Below are 16,515 nucleotides of genomic sequence, written 5' to 3'. Positions count from 1 at the left end.
GCTTAAAACGGCATGAAATTGCAGTTTGGCACTATAACTGTGCGTTTTTCGCGTATTTGGCATTATTTTAGTGCGCAAATATGTTTTATAAATTGTATGCAATTTATAAAACAATATCACTATGCTCTTTTTTAGACTTTTTAAACTCCATTTAAAATCATTTAGTTAAGTGATTATTTTAACAATTTATTGCTTGACGACTACGGCGATGGCACGGGGATTGCTCTTTCATCTTTAGGTAATCGCATGCGTGAGCAGACGATAACGATGTTACGAAACTGATGGAGCCTCTCATGATCTCTAAAGCTAACGTTGTAAAGCTGGCGTCTCTGCTGACAGCCGCCACCCTCTTTTCCTCATCGTTACAGGCGGCTGAACGACTGCGTGTCGCGGGTAACTTCCCAACCGATCACTCTGTTTCTCGCGCAATGGAGATATTCAAACAGCAGGTAGAAAGCGAGTCTAACGGCGAGATTCAAATTGACCTGTTTCCCGCCATGCAGCTAGGGGGAGCCACAGAGAACGTTGACCAAGTGCGCTCTGGCACTATTTTCGCTGTGTTCACCTCGATTGCTTATTTCACCCGCTCAATACCTGAATATGAAGCGGTGAGCTTGCCTTTCTTGTTTGATAACCGTGAACAGGCCTTTGCCGTTATGGATGGCCCTGTTGGCGAGCAGTTGGACGAAAAAATGGAAGCGCTTGGGTTCGTTAACCTCGGTTATGGCGAGCTTGGCTTCCGACATGTAACAAACAGCTTGCGCCCAATTACCTCCGTTGAAGATTTTTCAGGCATGCGAATTCGCTTGCAGCCCAATGAAGTTCATCTGCAGACCTTCCGCGCATTGGGTGCCAATCCTGTATCTATGGATGTGTCCGAACTCTATTCAGCACTGCAGCAGAATGTACTCGACGGCCAGGAAAACCCTTACAACATCATCGCCAGCCGTCGCTTCAATGAAGTGCAGGAGTACTTATCTGACAGCGGCCACTTCTATGACTTTATCAATGCCGTTGCAAACCAGCGCAGCTATGAACGTCTTTCAGAAGAGCACCGCACCATCATTGACGCTGCCATGGCAGACGCGATGATGTGGCAGCGTGAAGCCGCCGCCGCTGAAGAAGAACAGTGGCGTGATCAATTAATTGCTGACGGCATGGAGTTCACTCCGATTTCTTCCGAATTACGGGCCGAATTACGTGAAGCTACGCTGGAAGTCTCTGAAAGCCTCAAAGAGCGTATAGACCCTGCGTTCATTGAGTTGGTTGCCCAGGAAGCTGAAGCAGCACTGTGAGACCAGCCATGACACCTACCTCTACATCACCTCAAGATGACACTAAGCGGGGGCCTGAGCCCCCGCATTTTGGCGCTGTTTTTCAACGTGTTAAATGGGTCATTGAACGCTTAGATGTCGTGACCTACTGGGGCATTGTTGTTGTTATGGCGCTAATGGTCATCATCGTCGCGCTTCAAGTGTTCTGGCGCTATGTGCTTGGCTCCTCCATTGACGCTGCTGATGAGCTGTCGCGCTTGTGCTTCGTGTGGGCGATTTTTTTGGCTATTCCCCATGGCGTGAAACACGGGGTGCATGTGGGTATTGATCTGTTCGTGATGATGGTGCCTGACTGGTTGAAGGAGGTTCTCTTTCGCCTTATGGCCGGCGTTTCCACGCTTCTCATGCTGATGGTAATGGTCGGCGCGTGGGTCGCGACAGTAGACCGCTGGCCAGAACTCATGCCGACACTGCCTGTGACCTCCGCCATCTATTACATCGCTGTTCTAATTTGCGGCGCCCACGCTTTTTTACATTTGGCGCTATTGGCATGGGGTGGTTCGCGCACGTGGGAGGGTCTGTCATGACATGGGTGGCGATTGGCTTATTTCTAGCGCTGGCTTTCTTCGGTATGCCCTTGGCCTTCGCACTTGGGTTTGGTTCATTAGCGGGCCTGTGGATGCTCGATTTTGAACTGGTGGTCATGCCACAGCGCATGATGCATGCAGTTAATAGTTTTCCCTTAATGGCCATTCCACTGTTTATGTTGGCCGGAGAGCTGATGGTTCGCGCTGGCATTATGGATCGCTTAATTGCTTTTGCGAACAGCTTGGTAGGGCGAATGCACGGCGGTTTAGCCCATGTAACGATCACCTCCGGGACTATTTTTGCCTCTGTCAGTGGTGCCGCGGTAGCCAGCGCTAGTGCCATGGGCAGCACGCTTGTGCCATCGCTACGCAAGTATTACCCAGATGCCTATTCAGGGGCATTGATTGCCTCGGCGGCCAATTTGGGGCCTGTGATTCCTCCTAGCAACGCGATGATCGTCTATGCCCTGATGGCCGGCTCTTCGGTATCGGTGGGCGGGCTGTTTATGGCGGGCATTCTGCCCGGAATTCTTCTGGCTGTGGGCTTTATGGCCATTGCCAGCTGGATTTCCTGGAAACGTGGATACCCGCTGACCGGTGAGCGCTTCAACCTCTGCAACGTCGCCCACCAAGCGCGACGTGCCATTGTCATTATCATGATGCCCGTGATTGTCGTGGGGGGCATTGTCGGCGGTATTTTTACCGCCACTGAGGGCGCGGCCATCGCCGTAGTGTATTCAGCGCTAATTGGTTTTGTCGTTACACGGCGGCTAAAAATCGCCGACCTCCCTGGTTGTCTCTACCGTGCCGCAGTGACGTCAGCCATGGTAGGTGCGCTGATTGCGTTTGCTTCAGTTCTAACGTTCGTCTTCACCATCGAGATGGTGCCGATGATGCTATCTAATTTTATTCAGGAACTGACCAGCGACCCAATGATGTTCATTTTGTTGACCATGGCGCTACTGGTTGTCGTTGGCATGCTGATTGAATCGAATGCTGCCTACATCATGCTGGTGCCGCTGTTTGCCCCTGTTGCACTTACCTATGGCATTGACCCGCTCTACTTCGGCTTTCTGTTTATGTACAACCTAGTCGTCGGCATGATGACACCGCCTGTAGGTGTGCTCTATTTCGTCATGAGCGGCATCACCAAAGTACCCATGATGGAGCTTGTTAGAGAATCTTTGCCCTTCGTGGCCTTCCAGTTTGCAGTGCTTGCCCTATGCATCTTTGCCCCTCAACTCGTCACCGCGCTACCCCGCGCGCTTGGCTATTAAATCTCACCGGAGCAGATAATGACGCAACCATTCGATGCTCAGCAGCCTGCTGATTTGGTTATTTATGGCGCTCGTGTGCTGACGGTTGATCCACAGCTGGGTGAAATTCCGAATGCTCGCCTAGTGATACATGAAGGTCGCCTAGTGGAGGTCGGGCCAAACGATCCGGCACAGCCATTACCGCCCGCGCGCCGCACCTTGAGCTTAACCGGCCGCGTCATTACCCCAGGCTTCGTCAATGTGCATACCCATACCATTTTGAGCATGGTGCGGGGTGTCGCTGAAGATATGGGCTTCGCGCCGGCCTATACCCCAGGTGTGCCCCATGGTCATGAAGTGAGCGAAGAGGAAGCCGTTGCCTTAGCGCGGTTAGGAGCCGCCGAAGCGCTGCTATTTGGCTCCACGCTAATTAACGACAGTTATGTCCATGCGGACTTGACGCTGCCCGCCATGGGCGAGCTAGGCATGCGGGTGATCACCTGCGGGCGCATTCACGATGTGGATTTCAGCCGAGTCCACGAGGGAGTCTGGGAGCATCGCGATGAGATTGGCGAACGCACGCTCAATGATGCCATTGCGCTGCACGAGCGCTGGCAAGGCAAGTTGGATGGGCGATTAGGTGTAGAGCTTGCAGCCCATGCCCCTGACACCTGCTCCCGCGCCTTATTGGCCAACGTCGCCACTACCCGCGATGCGCTGGGTATTCACGTTAATGGCCACCTCTCCCAAAGCGTTAAAGAGAACCGTCGGGTGATAGAGCGTGACGGTATGACGCCAAGTGAACTGCTGGACGATGTGGGGTTGCTAGGACCGCGCTTTACCGCCGCCCACTGTATGTACGTGACCGACAGCGATATTGAGCGCATTGGGCGCACTGGTACCAACATTGCCCATATCCCCCGGGGTAATGCCACGGGTGGGCGGATTGCCCCCACCACCCGATTGCGCGCAGCGGGCGCGAACCTTGCTTTAGGCACCGACAACATGCACGGCGATATGGTGGAAGTCATGCGTTGGGCGCTAATCATGGGCCGGGTGCAAGAGAGTGAGATTAACGACACGTGGCAGCCTCACCATGTGCTGAAGATGGCCACCATTAACGGCGCCAAGGCGCTTGGCCTGGAGCAAGAACTGGGGTCGCTAACTCCCGGCAAACGCGCTGATTTAGTGGTGTTTGATTTTCGCCGCCCACACTTAGTGCCGCTGATTAATGCCCTGGGCAACTTGGTCCACACCGCTCAAGGGAGAGATGTCGAGATGGTGGTGTGCAATGGTCAGGTAGTCGTAGAAGGCGGGGAGCTGTGCCTGGCCGATACGCCTACGTTGCTGGCCGATGCACAGCAGGCGGCTGAAGCGCTCTGGGCACGCGCTCGGGCCCAGGTGTAATGAGGTGGAGAACCCTACATGAAGTTACTGATTGTTAATCCGAATATCTCTCAAAGTGTCACCGATTTGATTGCTGCCGAGGCAAAGCGCTCGGCAAGCAGTAATACACAACTGACCCTGCGCACGGCTGCTTTTGGAGTGGCCTATATCGAAACCCGGGCTGAAGCCGCGATCGGTGCCTACGCGACATTGAATGAGCTTGCGGATCACTATGCCGGGCATAACGCTGCGGTTATTGCAGCGTTCGGCGACCCCGGCTTAGAAGCTGCCCGTGAAATGCTGCCAATTCCGGTGGTAGGGCTTACAGAGAGCGCCCTGATGAGTGCAGCCATGCTGGGTGGGCGTATCGGCATCGTGGCGATTTCACGACGTATTCGAGCCTGGTACAGCGAAACCGTTGACCGTTACGGGATGACGTCTCGGCTAGCGGGTATTCGCTGTTTAGACGAACCACTGCCCAACATTGGCAGCGTTCAGCAGGATAAAGGTGAACAACTAGTGGCACTGTGCGAAGCCGCCGTGCGCGAAGACGGAGCAGATGTGTTGATTATTGCCGGTGCACCGCTAGCAGGGTTGGCGCGCAGTGTAGCAAAGCAGATTCCTGTGCCCGTTGTGGATGGCGTTAGCTGTGCCGTGCATCAGGCTGAGCTGCTGGCACGGCTGAGTCCTTATAAAGCGACAGCAGGCAGCTATGCTGCGCCGCCGACGAAAAGCGCCGCAGGTTTATCGCCAGCACTGGCTCAGCTGATTGGCAGGGAGGTCGTGCAATGAGTCGACCTGAGACAGCCGCGCAAGGCGTGCGCCTACGCCTAATCTCCCACGACCTCGAATTCGTGGCCGAGACCCGCCCCGATGCGCCTCACAGTTCAGCGGCTTTTCTGGCACTCCTGCCCTGGGAGACACAGCTGGTGCACGTGCGCTGGAGCGGTGAGGGGGTATGGATTCCCTTGGGCGAAAGAGACTTCGCTTTGCCCTGGGAAAACCCGACACGCTATCCCTCTCCCGGCGACGTGTTGTTCTATCCCGGCGGATACAGCGAAACAGAGATTCTGCTGGCTTATGGGCCGTGCAGCTTCGCCAGCAAGTTAGGTCCCATCGCCGGCAATCACTTTATGAGCCTGACCGAGGGGCTAGAGCAACTGCCAGAACTAGGGCGACGCTGCCTATGGCAAGGAGCCCAGCCGTTGACCATCACCACCCACCCAATGACAGGAGTCTCCCTGTGACCGTCACCCGCCGTCGATTTGGCGTTCTCACGCCCTCTTCTAATACAGCCCTTGAGCCGCTCACTTCGGCCATGGTGGCGATGGTTCCCGGTGTAAGCGCGCACTTTTCCCGCTTTACCGTGACAGAGATCGCGCTCAGCGCCAGAGCGCTAGGTCAGTTCGATGATAGCCATGTGCTGGCGGCAGCCCGATTGTTGGCCGACGCTCGGGTCGATGTGATCGGTTGGAGCGGCACATCGGCTGGCTGGCTAGGATTTGAGCATGACGTCACTTTGTGCCAAAGGATTAGCGAAGAGACCGGCATTTCGGCCACCACATCGATGCTGGCGCTGAATGAGATCCTCACCAATTACGGTCTTCGCGAATTCGGACTGGTGACGCCTTATACCGACGACGTGCAAAAGCGAATTCTCGATAACTATCGCGATGCAGGGTTTGCCGTGGTTGCCGAGGATCATCTGGGTATCAGCGAAAACTTCGCCTATGCCGAGGTCACGGCGGAAACGCTCACTGCTCAGGTGCGCCGTGTGGCTAAGGCTGGGGCGCCAGCCATTGTGGTGGCTTGCACAAATCTTTGTTCGGCCAACTTGGTGCCTGCCTGGGAAGCAGAGCTGGGAGTGCCGGTGCTGGATACTACGGCCACCGTGGTATGGAAGATGCTACGCATGACCGGCCACACCGACACGCCCGTGCCCGGTTGGGGCCAACTAATGGAAGGAGTGATGGCGCATGGCTGAATTCGACTTAGTGATTCGGCGGGCGCGCTGCGCCACCGCTGCCGATGTGTTCGACGCAGACATTGGTATTCGCAACGGTACCATCGCATCGCTGGGTAGCAACCTTGCCGATGGTGTTGAGGAGATTGATGCTGCCGGCCGCTGGGTACTGCCGGGCGGCATCGATGGACACTGCCACCTGGATCAGCCCACCTCTGACGGTTCAAAGATGGCCGATGACTTTCTCAGCGGCACACGTTCGGCAGCCTGCGGTGGGACCACCACTGTGTTTCCGTTCGCCTGCCAACAAAAAGGCCAGAGCTTACGCGCTGCAGTCGACGACTATCATCAGCGAGCAGAAGGCAAGGCGTGTATCGACTACGCCTTCCACCTAATCGTGACTGACGCGACCCCTGAGGTGTTGGCAAATGAGCTGCCAGCGTTGATCCGCGAGGGCTACACCTCGTTCAAGATCTACATGACCTATGACGACCTGAAGCTGTCAGACCGCGAGATCATCGACGTGCTGGCGGTGGCACGTGAGCATGGTGCCATGGTCATGGTGCACGCCGAGAACGCCGACTGCATCGCCTGGCTTACCGAGCGACTGCTCGCTCATGGTCATACAGCGCCCCGCTACCACGCCGAGGCGCGGCCAATGCTGGTAGAGCGCGAAGCCACCCACCGCGCCATCGCCTACGCCGAACTTGTCGATGTACCCATTCTGATTGTGCATGTCTCGGGCCGCGAGGCGATAGAGCAACTGCGCTGGGCCCACAGTCACGGCCTGCGTATCTACGCCGAAACCTGCCCTCAGTATCTGTTTTTGACCGCTGACGACCTCGGTATCGATGACAATGATCATCGCGGCGCCAAGTGCATCTGCAGTCCGCCGCCTCGCGACAAGGCCAATCAACAGGTGGTCTGGGATGGCCTGGAGAGCGGCGCCTTCCAGATCTTCTCTTCAGATCATGCCCCTTTCACCTTTGCCGGCCCCCAAGGCAAGTTCACGGCCGGCAGTGAGGCCAGCTTTGATCGCATTCCCAACGGCATTCCAGGGCTTGAAACGCGGCTCGCCCTCTTATTCAGCCACGGGGTGGAAACAGGCCGCTTGACCATGCAGCAGTTCGTGGCGCTCACCGCTACCAATGTTGCGCGCATGTATGGCCTCTATCCGCGCAAGGGCTCCATCGCCGTAGGCGCAGACGCGGACCTAGTGATCTGGGACACCGGTCTGGATCGACGCATTCGAAACAGCGACCTCCATCACAATGTGGATTACACCCCCTACGAAAACATCTCGGTGACGGCCTGGCCAGCTCTGACGCTGTCACGTGGCGAAGTAGTGTGGCGCGATGGCAACTATCTGGGCAGCGCCGGGCGCGGCGAGTTTCTACCCTGCGCGCTCCCCGAACCGGCACGACCTAAGCCACAGCCTTCGGGAGGTAATACATGGTAAGCCATTCGACTATTACCGAGCTTACCGAAGCACTCGCGACCGTGTGGCGAGGTGGCCCCTTAATAACACCTGAGACGGCACACCGGCTGACGCCGCAAAGCGATGCAGATGCCTATGCCGTACAGGCTGCTCTGGGGGCAACAATGGGCTGGTGGGCCGAAGGTCGTCCACGTGCTTGGAAGCTTGGTGTAGCGCCGGTAACAGCGGCACCGATTCCTGACCATTGCTTAATGGCTTCTCCGGCACGGTTAAATGAGAGCGACTGCTTCAGTCTGTTCGGCATTGAGGTAGAGCTTGCCGTCCGTCTCAAACGGCCGCTTTACTCCGGATGTCGGCGCAGCGAGGCCGCCTTGGCAATAGGAGAAACACTGGCGGCCATCGAACTCTTTGATGTACGGGCCGCCAACTGGCAACAGCTACCCCGGACCTTTCTCTTAGCAGACTTGCAGATGCATGGACGATTGATCACTGGGGAAGGGGTAGCAGGGCCTTGGCAATCGCATTTTGCAAATAGCGCATTGTCGGTCCGAGTCAATGATCAGGTTTTACCAGGCTTGGCGCTGCGACACCCGATGGGCGACCCCGTATCGCTGCTTCCCTGGTTGGCAATGCATGCTGAGCACGCCGGGTGGGGGTTAGTCGAGGGTGATGTGATCAGTATGGGGTCTTGGACGGGTATGTTCGAAGCGCACCCAGGTCAACGTATTGAAGCTAGCTTTGAGAACATCGGTAGCGTATCGCTTGAAATCGACGCTGTCGTGACAGGCGGGGTGCCCACATGAGTATGCGCGCTGGCTTGCGCTCGCCAGGTAGTCGGCTGATCGAATCGCTGTTGGCATTTGCGGTAATCGCCGTAGGGGTGGTTTTTCTACGCATCGTGCATGGCACACCACCTCCATTTGGAGACCCACGCGATATCGGCTCGGCGGCCTTTTTTCCCGGCATGATCGCGTTACTGGTCACGGGGCTTGGCGTGGTGCTAATGATGTCAGCCTGGCGACCACGCTTCTCAGTAACGTTCGAAAGCGGCAATACCGCCCGGGCGCTGGTGGCCTATGCGCTGATGGTGGCCATGGTGGTGTCGATTCGTTTTCTGGGCATCTGGCTGGTGACCATGCTAGCCGTGCCCTTGCTGGCGCTATGCTTTGGTGAACGCCGCTGGTATGTGCTCCTGGCACTGGCAGTGGTGCCACCGGCGCTGGTGATCCATATTTTCGAGGGCGCCATGGGGGTTTACTTCCCCAGGGGGATGCTGCTGTGATGGATCTAGCCGTAGTGCAGCAGGGGCTTGCCATGCTGGCCAGCCCCTGGACTTTCCTGGCGCTGTCGGCGGGTCTGGCCAGCGGCATTCTGATCGGCGCCTTGCCGGGGCTCACTGCCACCATGGCCGTAGCGGTACTAGCGCCCTTCACCTTCTTTATGGAGGCCACCATTGGTATTCCCTTTCTACTAGGGATCTACAAAGGGGCTATCTATGGGGGGTCGATACCGGCCATTCTGGTCAATACCCCAGGTACGGCGGCGGCAGCGGCCACCGCCCGCGACGGCTATGCACTGACCCAGCAGGGCAAGTCGCGCAAGGCCCTAGAGCTGAGCCTTTACAGCTCAGTAGTGGCAGACTTCATGGCCACCCTGGTGTTGATTGTGGTGGCCATTCCGCTGGCAAGTATTGCCATTCGCTTCGGCTCACCTGAGTTTGCGCTGCTCTACTTAATTGCCTTGACCATGATCGCCACCGTCAGCGGCGAGAGCTTTCTAAAGGGCATGATTGCCGCCGGACTCGGTTTGCTAGTGGCGTCTATCGGGCTCGACCCGATGTCGGGCTACCAACGTTTCACTTTCGGCGTTACCGACCTGCTAGGCGGCGTTTCACTCATTCCACTGCTGATCGGCATGTTCGCGCTGAGCGAGATTCTCATGCAACTGACCCATCCACCCACGCAAGCGAGCGGTGACCCAGGGGGGGTGGAGCACGGCGGAGAGCGGCTCAAGTGGTCGGAGTTCTGGGCACTTCGCCCGACCATTCTACGCTCGACCTCACTGGGCACCTTTTTAGGCGCACTGCCAGGTCTCGGTGCTGAAATTTCCTGCTGGATTGCCTATGGCGTGGCCCGCGAGCGCTCCCGTGAACCCGAAAAATTCGGCAAGGGGTCTCTTGAAGGCTTAGCAGCAGCGGAGTCTGGTAACAATGCTGTCGTGCCCGCAGCGCTGATCCCCATGACCGTGTTCGGCATTCCCGGCGACACCATCACAGCGGTATTGATCGGTGCGCTGATGGCGCAAGGGATGATGCCAGGACCACTGCTGATTCAACAAAACCCCGGCTTTCTGTTCGGACTGTTTCTGGTTCTGCTGGTCACCAACGTTCTGCTACTGATCTTTGGGTTAGCGGCGATTCGCTGGCTAAAGCACGTTACGCGCATCCCTGCCACAGTGCTCTATCCCTGCGTGCTGCTGCTCTGCGTATGCGGCGCCTATGCCGTTAATTCCAGTGTCTTCGACCTACTGATTCTGGTGGTAGGTGGTGGCCTGGGTTACTTGATGCGGCGTACCCACTTTCCTGTCGCCCCTCTGATTATCGGCCTGCTGCTGGGGCCGGGTTTCGAGAGCGCCGTGCGGCAGTCGCTGGTGTTCTCCAACGGTAGCCTGGCGATCTTCTGGTCGCGGCCAGGCAGCCTTATTCTGCTGATCCTGCTGGCGCTGGTCATTCTCACGATGGCATGGCGCGGTCTGGTGAAAGCAGGTGTCGTCCGTAAGTGCTCCAAGTCCCACCCACCCGAGTCCAACAACACCTGAGGCACACAACCATGTTACATCCCATTCTGTCCCGTACCGTGCTAGCCGCGTCACTCGCAGCTGCTGCCACCCTTACCACCGGCCAGGTTTTCGCTGAAGAGAGCTACCTGCCTGACGGACCGATCCGATTCGTTACTCCCTATCCTGCTGGCGGATCCCACTCCCTACATGCCAGTATTGTTACTGCGGTTGGCGAAGAATTTCTAGGCCGCCCGCTGATCTCAGTAATCCGTGGTGGCGGCGGCGGTGCAGTTGCCGCTGCTGAGGTCGCCGGCAGCCCTGCCGATGGCAGCATGCTGTTGTTCGGCGACCCGACCATCAATTCGCTGCGTCCGCAGGTGGAAGACCTGCCCTATGAAATGGATGACTTCGTACCAGTTGCCCGCATCAACTACAGCCCAGCCATCTTTGTCACTACGCCCGATCAGCCGTTTAAGAGCATCACGGAACTGGTTGAATACGCTGAGGAAAACCCTGACGAGGTAGTCTACAGTTCCGACAACCGTAACGGTTGGACATATACGGTGTTCGAAATGCTTAAGGCCACTGCCAATATTGACATGCGAGGGGTAGAGCTAGGCGGTGGCGGCCCAGCAGTAACACAACTGTTGGGGGGCAATACCATGGCCTATGCTGGTGGCCCCAGCGTCGTTGGTGAACATCTAGAATCGGGTAGCCTCGTAGGATTGTGTGTCACCGATACCGAACGCTACGAGGCCTATGGGGACATCCCCACCTGCCAGGAAGAGGGCTACGATGTGGTCTTCCAGTTCTGGCGCGGGGTAATGGCACCGGCAGGCACGCCGGACGACGTTATCGCTGAACTGAGCGACGGCTTCCAGCGTTTGACCGAGGATGAAGGCTTCCTTCGCCTAATCGGCCAGATTGGCTCCAGCATACAATTCCTTGACCATGAGGCCTTCGCTGAAGCGCTGTCGGCAGAGCAAGCAGCACTGCGCGAAGCCTACCTCGGCGAATAGACCTTTCACAACACAGGAGAGTGTCGGCGGCCCCATGCATGGGGCCGTTGGCCGTTTGTGATGACTAAGAACGCTGACAATACCACGACGCTGGTGGGTACCCGGCCACTCAGTGAGGACGGCACCCATGTCGTCAAGTCGCCAATGGATATCGTTATTCGTGAGGGCATCATTCAAGCAATTCGCCCGACAGGGACGGCTTCACCTGAAGGAGACGTCGTAGATGTCGCTGGCACGCTGGCCATGCCCGGCTTTATCAATGGCCACCATCACTCCCACGAAAATTTCCACAAGGGGCGCTATGACCGCTTGCCCCTTGAGCTGTGGATGAACTACGTGCGGCCCGCAAAGCCTTTGCCGTTAACCGCCGACGACGTTTACCTGCGAACGCTTGTGGGCGCCTGCCAGGCGCTGCTATCAGGCACCACTTGTATTGTTGACGACTTCAATGCCTCGCCGCTGCTCAATCAGGAGCACATTGAAGCAGCGCTTGCCGCTTATGAAGATATCGGCATCCGCGCATTGCTAGGCCCAACGCTATTTGACGTTCCGTTCCACAAGAGCGTGCCGTTTATTGACGAAGAGTGTAGTCCCGAGACGCTAGCAAGCCTAGCGCCTAGCGAGGCGACCCCAGTGACAGACTACCTGCGCTTAGTTGAATCGCTCTCGGTGACGCATCATCCGCGCAATAATCGTGTCGGCGTTCTGCTGGCCCCCTCCGCGCCACAGCGCTGCAGCGATAGCCTGCTTTTAGAGGTAAGGGCGATAGCCGACCGAATGGATTTGCCGGTGATTATTCACGTCCAGGAAACTCGTCTACAAGCAGCCTCCGCATGGCACGAGCGGGGCAAAACGCTGTTCCAGCATCTCGATGACCTTGGATTTCTAGCGCCGGGGACTTCGCTGATTCACGCGGTGTGGCTCACACCAGACGATATCTCGCGGATTGCTGCCAGCGGTGCAAGCGTGCAGCACAACCCCAATAGCAATCTCAAGCTGGGTTCTGGGCTAATGCCCATGCGCGCGCTACTGGATGCCGGGGTTAATGTGAGCCTGGGAACCGACGGCTGTGGCTCACTGGAGTCCACCGATATGCTCAGGGTAGTGGCCAACACAGCGCTGGTTCACAAACTGCGCGGCGATGACTATCGGCAATGGGTTGGCGCCGAGGAAGCGCTGGAAGCCGCCACCACTGGCGGTGCCCGAGCACTAGGCCTCGAGGATCAACTGGGGCGAATTGCACCTGGTCAACGCGCCGACTTAGCACTCTATCGGCTGGATGCGCCGGCCTTCACGCCACTCAATGATCCTCTTCGCCAACTGGTGTTTGGAGAGAGCGGTGGCGGTATCCACTCGGTATGGGTGGAGGGCGAACAAGTCGTCGCCGATGGCCAACTGACCCGGCTAGATCAGCGCGAGATATCACAGCGTATAGAGCAGGCCATGCAGCGGCTGAGACCGGCCATCGATACTGCCGAGAGCATGACCGAAACGTTAAGGCCAGCTTATGAACGCATCTGGTCGCGCTGTCAGGCGCTCCCCTTGGCACCGGGTACTATCCCAGCACGGTTCGACGAATGAGCCTTGAGTGGCTGGGTATACAGCTGCTCGGCGGTGTGGCGGCGTTGCTCGGCGTGCTGGCCTTTCAGTGCCGCCACGATGTGCGCATGTTAGTGATGCTATCGGGCTCTTGCCTGGTGTGGAGCCTGCATTTTGTACTCCTGGCACAGCCGACGGCGGCCCTGCTCAACCTGATCACGGCGGTGCGCAACCTCGTCGGCATGCGCTTTCGCGGCGCCTGGTTCGCCTCAGGCTTCATTGGCCTGTACCTCGTCACTGGCGGGGTCAGTTGGCAGAGTAGCTGGGATATTTTGCCGGTAATTGCGGTGATTTCGGGAAGCATCGGGGTATTCTTTTTTGCTGGCTTGCCACGGCGTGGAGCCCTGCTAGTCGGCAGCCTGCTTTGGTTAGTATTCAACTGGCAGGCGGGCTCATTACCGGGAGTCGTCATGATGGGTGCAGATGTATTGTCTAATGTGTACCGGATTTTGCGCTGGAAAAAGTCATCTTAGCTAGTAAACCAGGGTACAGCGTCAAGCGGGCTCGGCGATCTCTTAATGATCGGCGTAACGAAACAGACGTTCGTAATACCCACGGCCTGTTGACCGAGCTTCAGCACTGAGAAGATCAAGGCAAGCTGATTTACCATTCGACAACGGATACAGCACCACCGAGGTCGTTATCGAAGCTTTTGATCACTTTATTACCCACAAATCGCCGGATACCTTTGCCATCGTGGTGATGGGCAACGCCAGTATTCAGCGCTCGGCCCTGTTTCAGCGCAAGCGACGGGAGTGGCTGAATCAGCGGGTTTATGTGATCACCCTTCCCTTCTATTCACCAGAATTGAACCTAATCGAGATTCTCTCGCGCAGGGTAAAGCAAGAGTGATTGCTACTGGCAGCTTATGAAAGCTTCCATTCCCTAAGACATCATGTGCAGAAGGTGTTGTCAGGTTAAAAGCCACGGGTCGTTAAATATTAATCGCTGATTAAATACTCGGGCCGTTTCGGTTTAAATGCCTCAGTAGTCCAGAAACGAATTGATCAGCGTTTCCTTAGTTTTGCACATTGTAGGAAGGACAAATTCTAACCGTTGATAAGCCCATTTGATCTATTCTAAAAATCCATAGAAATCCTGATACAAAACTTATACAGTTGTTTGATTAGATTAGTGTATTAAAAATTTTTAAGGAAGCGTGGCATGGACACACTTGAAAAAATTATGTACGTCGAAGACGATCCCGATATTCGCGAGATTGCTTCTATGGCTCTTGAGGATGTGGGTGGCCTAACGGTTAAAATTTGCGAATCCGGCGAACAAGCCTTAAGAGAAGTTGCGGAATTTGCGCCGCAAATGTTTTTGCTTGATGTGATGATGCCAGGTATGGACGGGCCTAGCACGTTACTGGAATTAAAGCGCCAAGGGTACATTAACGAATCCACAGTCGTCGCTTTTATGACCGCTAAGGTTCAGCCTGAAGAAGTGGCGCGGTATAAGGAAATTGGGGCAGCAAACGTTATTGCAAAGCCTTTTGACCCAATGACGCTTGCTGACGACGTTCGCGCTATCTGGGAAACGTTCCATGGTTGATTCAACCTCCTCTCAGGCTTTCGCCCAGCGATTAGAAACGCTTTCGGCAGCTTATTCAAAACGTCTTACTTCTGATTTCGAGCGGCTAACAGGGCTTGCTAACCAGCTTGCAACAGACGCCTCGTGCACCGACTCCCTCCAACAATTAAATTCACTCTTGCACTCGCTGGCAGGCTCTGCAGGAACCTTTGGCTTTGAAAACCTTGGTCGTCAAGCGCGAGAGCACGAGCTGCAGGTGGCAAAGGTGCTGAAGCAGGATGCCAAGCAATCACTACCTGTTTTGGATTGGATTTCGCAATTACAAAGCGCACTTGAGGTGGACAAAAACCGGAAAGCGGTTGTGGGCATGGAGACTACTCGCCTGGAAAGTGATGGCGATGCACCTTCCATTTGGTTGGTAGAGCGTGATGTCATGTTAGCGGAATACGTGGCTCAACAGCTGCACAGTTTTGGCTTTCAGGTACGACATTTCAGTGATGCCCAGGAACTCAATAATGATAAAGATTTATCTCCTGACTTACTGCTAATCGACCATCGCGCCACGCAAAACAAGGCGATTAGAGAAAACCCGGTGGCCTTTTGGCAGACGCACTTGAAAGACTATATCTGCCCAATTCTGTTTACGGGTACTGAAGAAAGTCTCACAGCACGACTTCACGCCTTGCGTAGCGGAGGGCAAAATTATTTTGTTAAACCTCTAGACATAATAAAGCTTACTTCTCACATAGCGCAGCTAATTAAAACAAAAGATAGCCAGCCAGAGCGTGTGATGATTGTCGAAGATGACACCGAATTAGCGCAGCATCTTCAATGCGTGCTGGAAGATGCTGGTATGCATGTCAGTGTGTTTGACCGTCCCGAGCCTCTGTTCGAAGCTATCAATGATCTTAATCCTGAGCTAATTCTGATGGACCTCTGGCTGCCAGATATCACCGGTTCAGAAATAGCCGCTCTGCTGGGTCAGATGGAGCGCTGGTCACAAATACCCATTGTTTACATTTCTGCTGAGTCCAATGCAGCGCTGCGCGGGCAAGCACTATTACGGGGAGGCGATGCATTCCTTGAAAAGCCTATCGACACAGATCTTCTCATCAACCTGTGCCGATCCCGTGTCATGCGGTTACGTAAGCTGGAGGATACTAAAAATAGAGACGCGCTAACCGGGCTTCTTAAGCACGCCAGCATCAAAGAAGCCCTGCAAGATCAGTGGCTACTGGCACAACGGAAACCACAGGTTTTTTCTGTGGTAATGCTGGATATTGATCATTTCAAGGCGGTTAACGACACGCACGGGCATGCCGTAGGTGACTTAGTGATTGCCGCCGTGGGTACTCTGTTACGCCAACGTTTCCGGAGTACCGACAAATTGGGCCGCTACGGTGGAGAAGAGTTTACGTTGGTACTGATCGACTGTACTGCCGACAATGCTGCCAGCATGGTAAATAGCCTTCGCGGAGATTTTGCGGCTATCCAGTTTACGGGGGGGAATGAATCGTTTTCCTGCACCTTGTCAGCAGGCGTGGTGGACAACCAGCACTTTCCTGATGATACCGCTGAGTCCCTGCTTAACCGGGCTGATCAAGCGCTGTACCAAGCCAAAAACAGCGGGCGTAACCGTGTGTGTTTAGCGGCAGATTAACATCGTGATGGATGTGACAGCT

Annotated in this window: 17 protein-coding genes; all 17 read left to right on the top strand. The window is 55.7% G+C overall.

The window, feature by feature from the left end; translation table 11 throughout:
- The first annotated feature begins 293 nt into the window (after window positions 1-293).
- Window positions 294-1,295, top strand: coding sequence for a TRAP transporter substrate-binding protein (locus ELY33_RS10160; protein WP_208644227.1), 1,002 nt, complete (start codon window positions 294-296; stop codon window positions 1,293-1,295).
- Between the two features lie 8 nt (window positions 1,296-1,303).
- A complete protein-coding gene (locus ELY33_RS10155; protein WP_126947606.1) occupies window positions 1,304-1,861 on the top strand; it encodes a TRAP transporter small permease in 558 nt (185 codons plus the stop codon).
- Entirely contained in the window at window positions 1,858-3,138 is a 1,281-nt protein-coding gene (locus ELY33_RS10150) for a TRAP transporter large permease (protein WP_126947603.1), read from the top strand. The genes ELY33_RS10155 and ELY33_RS10150 overlap by 4 nt, the downstream gene beginning before the upstream one ends.
- A gap of 18 nt (window positions 3,139-3,156) precedes the next feature.
- Entirely contained in the window at window positions 3,157-4,524 is a 1,368-nt protein-coding gene (locus tag ELY33_RS10145) for an amidohydrolase family protein (protein WP_126947600.1), read from the top strand.
- Between the two features lie 18 nt (window positions 4,525-4,542).
- Complete coding sequence (locus tag ELY33_RS10140) at window positions 4,543-5,295, top strand: aspartate/glutamate racemase family protein (RefSeq protein ID WP_126947597.1); 753 nt, start codon at window positions 4,543-4,545, stop codon at window positions 5,293-5,295.
- Window positions 5,292-5,750, top strand: coding sequence for a DUF3830 family protein (locus tag ELY33_RS10135; protein WP_126947594.1), 459 nt, complete (start codon window positions 5,292-5,294; stop codon window positions 5,748-5,750). The genes ELY33_RS10140 and ELY33_RS10135 overlap by 4 nt, the downstream gene beginning before the upstream one ends.
- The gene (locus ELY33_RS10130; protein ID WP_126947591.1) at window positions 5,747-6,487 is read left to right on the top strand and encodes a maleate cis-trans isomerase family protein; all 741 of its coding nucleotides are present in this window, start codon (window positions 5,747-5,749) and stop codon (window positions 6,485-6,487) included. The genes ELY33_RS10135 and ELY33_RS10130 overlap by 4 nt, the downstream gene beginning before the upstream one ends.
- A complete protein-coding gene (gene hydA, locus ELY33_RS10125) occupies window positions 6,480-7,925 on the top strand; it encodes a dihydropyrimidinase (RefSeq protein WP_126947588.1) in 1,446 nt (481 codons plus the stop codon). The genes ELY33_RS10130 and hydA overlap by 8 nt, the downstream gene beginning before the upstream one ends.
- On the top strand, window positions 7,919-8,707 hold the full coding sequence (locus tag ELY33_RS10120) for a fumarylacetoacetate hydrolase family protein (RefSeq protein WP_126947585.1): 789 nt from the start codon (window positions 7,919-7,921) through the stop codon (window positions 8,705-8,707). Before hydA ends, ELY33_RS10120 begins: the two co-directional genes overlap by 7 nt.
- Complete coding sequence (locus ELY33_RS10115; RefSeq protein WP_126947583.1) at window positions 8,704-9,186, top strand: tripartite tricarboxylate transporter TctB family protein; 483 nt, start codon at window positions 8,704-8,706, stop codon at window positions 9,184-9,186. Before ELY33_RS10120 ends, ELY33_RS10115 begins: the two co-directional genes overlap by 4 nt.
- Window positions 9,186-10,721 carry a tripartite tricarboxylate transporter permease gene (locus tag ELY33_RS10110; RefSeq protein WP_208644226.1) on the top strand — a complete coding sequence of 512 codons (1,536 nt, stop codon included), beginning with the start codon at window positions 9,186-9,188 and terminating at the stop codon, window positions 10,719-10,721. Before ELY33_RS10115 ends, ELY33_RS10110 begins: the two co-directional genes overlap by 1 nt.
- 11 nt (window positions 10,722-10,732) lie before the next feature.
- Window positions 10,733-11,701, top strand: coding sequence for a tripartite tricarboxylate transporter substrate binding protein (locus ELY33_RS10105; protein WP_126947578.1), 969 nt, complete (start codon window positions 10,733-10,735; stop codon window positions 11,699-11,701).
- Window positions 11,702-11,761: 60 nt separating this feature from the next.
- On the top strand, window positions 11,762-13,282 hold the full coding sequence (locus ELY33_RS10100; protein WP_126947576.1) for an amidohydrolase family protein: 1,521 nt from the start codon (window positions 11,762-11,764) through the stop codon (window positions 13,280-13,282).
- Window positions 13,279-13,773, top strand: coding sequence for a YgjV family protein (locus ELY33_RS10095; RefSeq protein WP_126947573.1), 495 nt, complete (start codon window positions 13,279-13,281; stop codon window positions 13,771-13,773). Before ELY33_RS10100 ends, ELY33_RS10095 begins: the two co-directional genes overlap by 4 nt.
- Window positions 13,774-13,879: 106 nt before the next feature.
- Window positions 13,880-14,152 carry a transposase gene (locus ELY33_RS18370; protein WP_126948076.1) on the top strand — a complete coding sequence of 91 codons (273 nt, stop codon included), beginning with the start codon at window positions 13,880-13,882 and terminating at the stop codon, window positions 14,150-14,152.
- A gap of 312 nt (window positions 14,153-14,464) precedes the next feature.
- The gene (locus ELY33_RS10085) at window positions 14,465-14,854 is read left to right on the top strand and encodes a response regulator (protein WP_126947570.1); all 390 of its coding nucleotides are present in this window, start codon (window positions 14,465-14,467) and stop codon (window positions 14,852-14,854) included.
- Window positions 14,847-16,493, top strand: a complete 1,647-nt coding sequence (locus ELY33_RS10080; protein ID WP_126947567.1) for a diguanylate cyclase — start codon at window positions 14,847-14,849, stop codon at window positions 16,491-16,493. Before ELY33_RS10085 ends, ELY33_RS10080 begins: the two co-directional genes overlap by 8 nt.
- The last annotated feature ends 22 nt before the right edge of the window (window positions 16,494-16,515 follow it).

Origin of the sequence: Vreelandella andesensis (assembly GCF_003989795.1) — a bacterium.
Taxonomy (GTDB): domain Bacteria; phylum Pseudomonadota; class Gammaproteobacteria; order Pseudomonadales; family Halomonadaceae; genus Vreelandella; species Vreelandella andesensis.
The sequence above is the reverse complement of the archived record's forward strand: the minus strand, read 5'-3'. Positions and strand labels throughout refer to the sequence as shown.

What these genes read in the sequence shown, in the direction of transcription:
- ELY33_RS10160 (WP_208644227.1), top strand. Translation starts at nt 294, where the DNA reads ATGATCTCTAAAGCTAACGTTGTAAAGCTGGCGTCTCTGCTGACAGCC.
- ELY33_RS10155 (WP_126947606.1), top strand. Translation starts at nt 1,304, where the DNA reads ATGACACCTACCTCTACATCACCTCAAGATGACACTAAGCGGGGGCCT.
- ELY33_RS10150 (WP_126947603.1), top strand. Translation starts at nt 1,858, where the DNA reads ATGACATGGGTGGCGATTGGCTTATTTCTAGCGCTGGCTTTCTTCGGT.
- ELY33_RS10145 (WP_126947600.1), top strand. Translation starts at nt 3,157, where the DNA reads ATGACGCAACCATTCGATGCTCAGCAGCCTGCTGATTTGGTTATTTAT.
- ELY33_RS10140 (WP_126947597.1), top strand. Translation starts at nt 4,543, where the DNA reads ATGAAGTTACTGATTGTTAATCCGAATATCTCTCAAAGTGTCACCGAT.
- ELY33_RS10135 (WP_126947594.1), top strand. Translation starts at nt 5,292, where the DNA reads ATGAGTCGACCTGAGACAGCCGCGCAAGGCGTGCGCCTACGCCTAATC.
- hydA (WP_126947588.1), top strand. Translation starts at nt 6,480, where the DNA reads ATGGCTGAATTCGACTTAGTGATTCGGCGGGCGCGCTGCGCCACCGCT.
- ELY33_RS10120 (WP_126947585.1), top strand. Translation starts at nt 7,919, where the DNA reads ATGGTAAGCCATTCGACTATTACCGAGCTTACCGAAGCACTCGCGACC.
- ELY33_RS10115 (WP_126947583.1), top strand. Translation starts at nt 8,704, where the DNA reads ATGAGTATGCGCGCTGGCTTGCGCTCGCCAGGTAGTCGGCTGATCGAA.
- ELY33_RS10110 (WP_208644226.1), top strand. Translation starts at nt 9,186, where the DNA reads ATGGATCTAGCCGTAGTGCAGCAGGGGCTTGCCATGCTGGCCAGCCCC.
- ELY33_RS10105 (WP_126947578.1), top strand. Translation starts at nt 10,733, where the DNA reads ATGTTACATCCCATTCTGTCCCGTACCGTGCTAGCCGCGTCACTCGCA.
- ELY33_RS10100 (WP_126947576.1), top strand. Translation starts at nt 11,762, where the DNA reads ATGACTAAGAACGCTGACAATACCACGACGCTGGTGGGTACCCGGCCA.
- ELY33_RS10095 (WP_126947573.1), top strand. Translation starts at nt 13,279, where the DNA reads ATGAGCCTTGAGTGGCTGGGTATACAGCTGCTCGGCGGTGTGGCGGCG.
- ELY33_RS10085 (WP_126947570.1), top strand. Translation starts at nt 14,465, where the DNA reads ATGGACACACTTGAAAAAATTATGTACGTCGAAGACGATCCCGATATT.
- ELY33_RS10080 (WP_126947567.1), top strand. Translation starts at nt 14,847, where the DNA reads ATGGTTGATTCAACCTCCTCTCAGGCTTTCGCCCAGCGATTAGAAACG.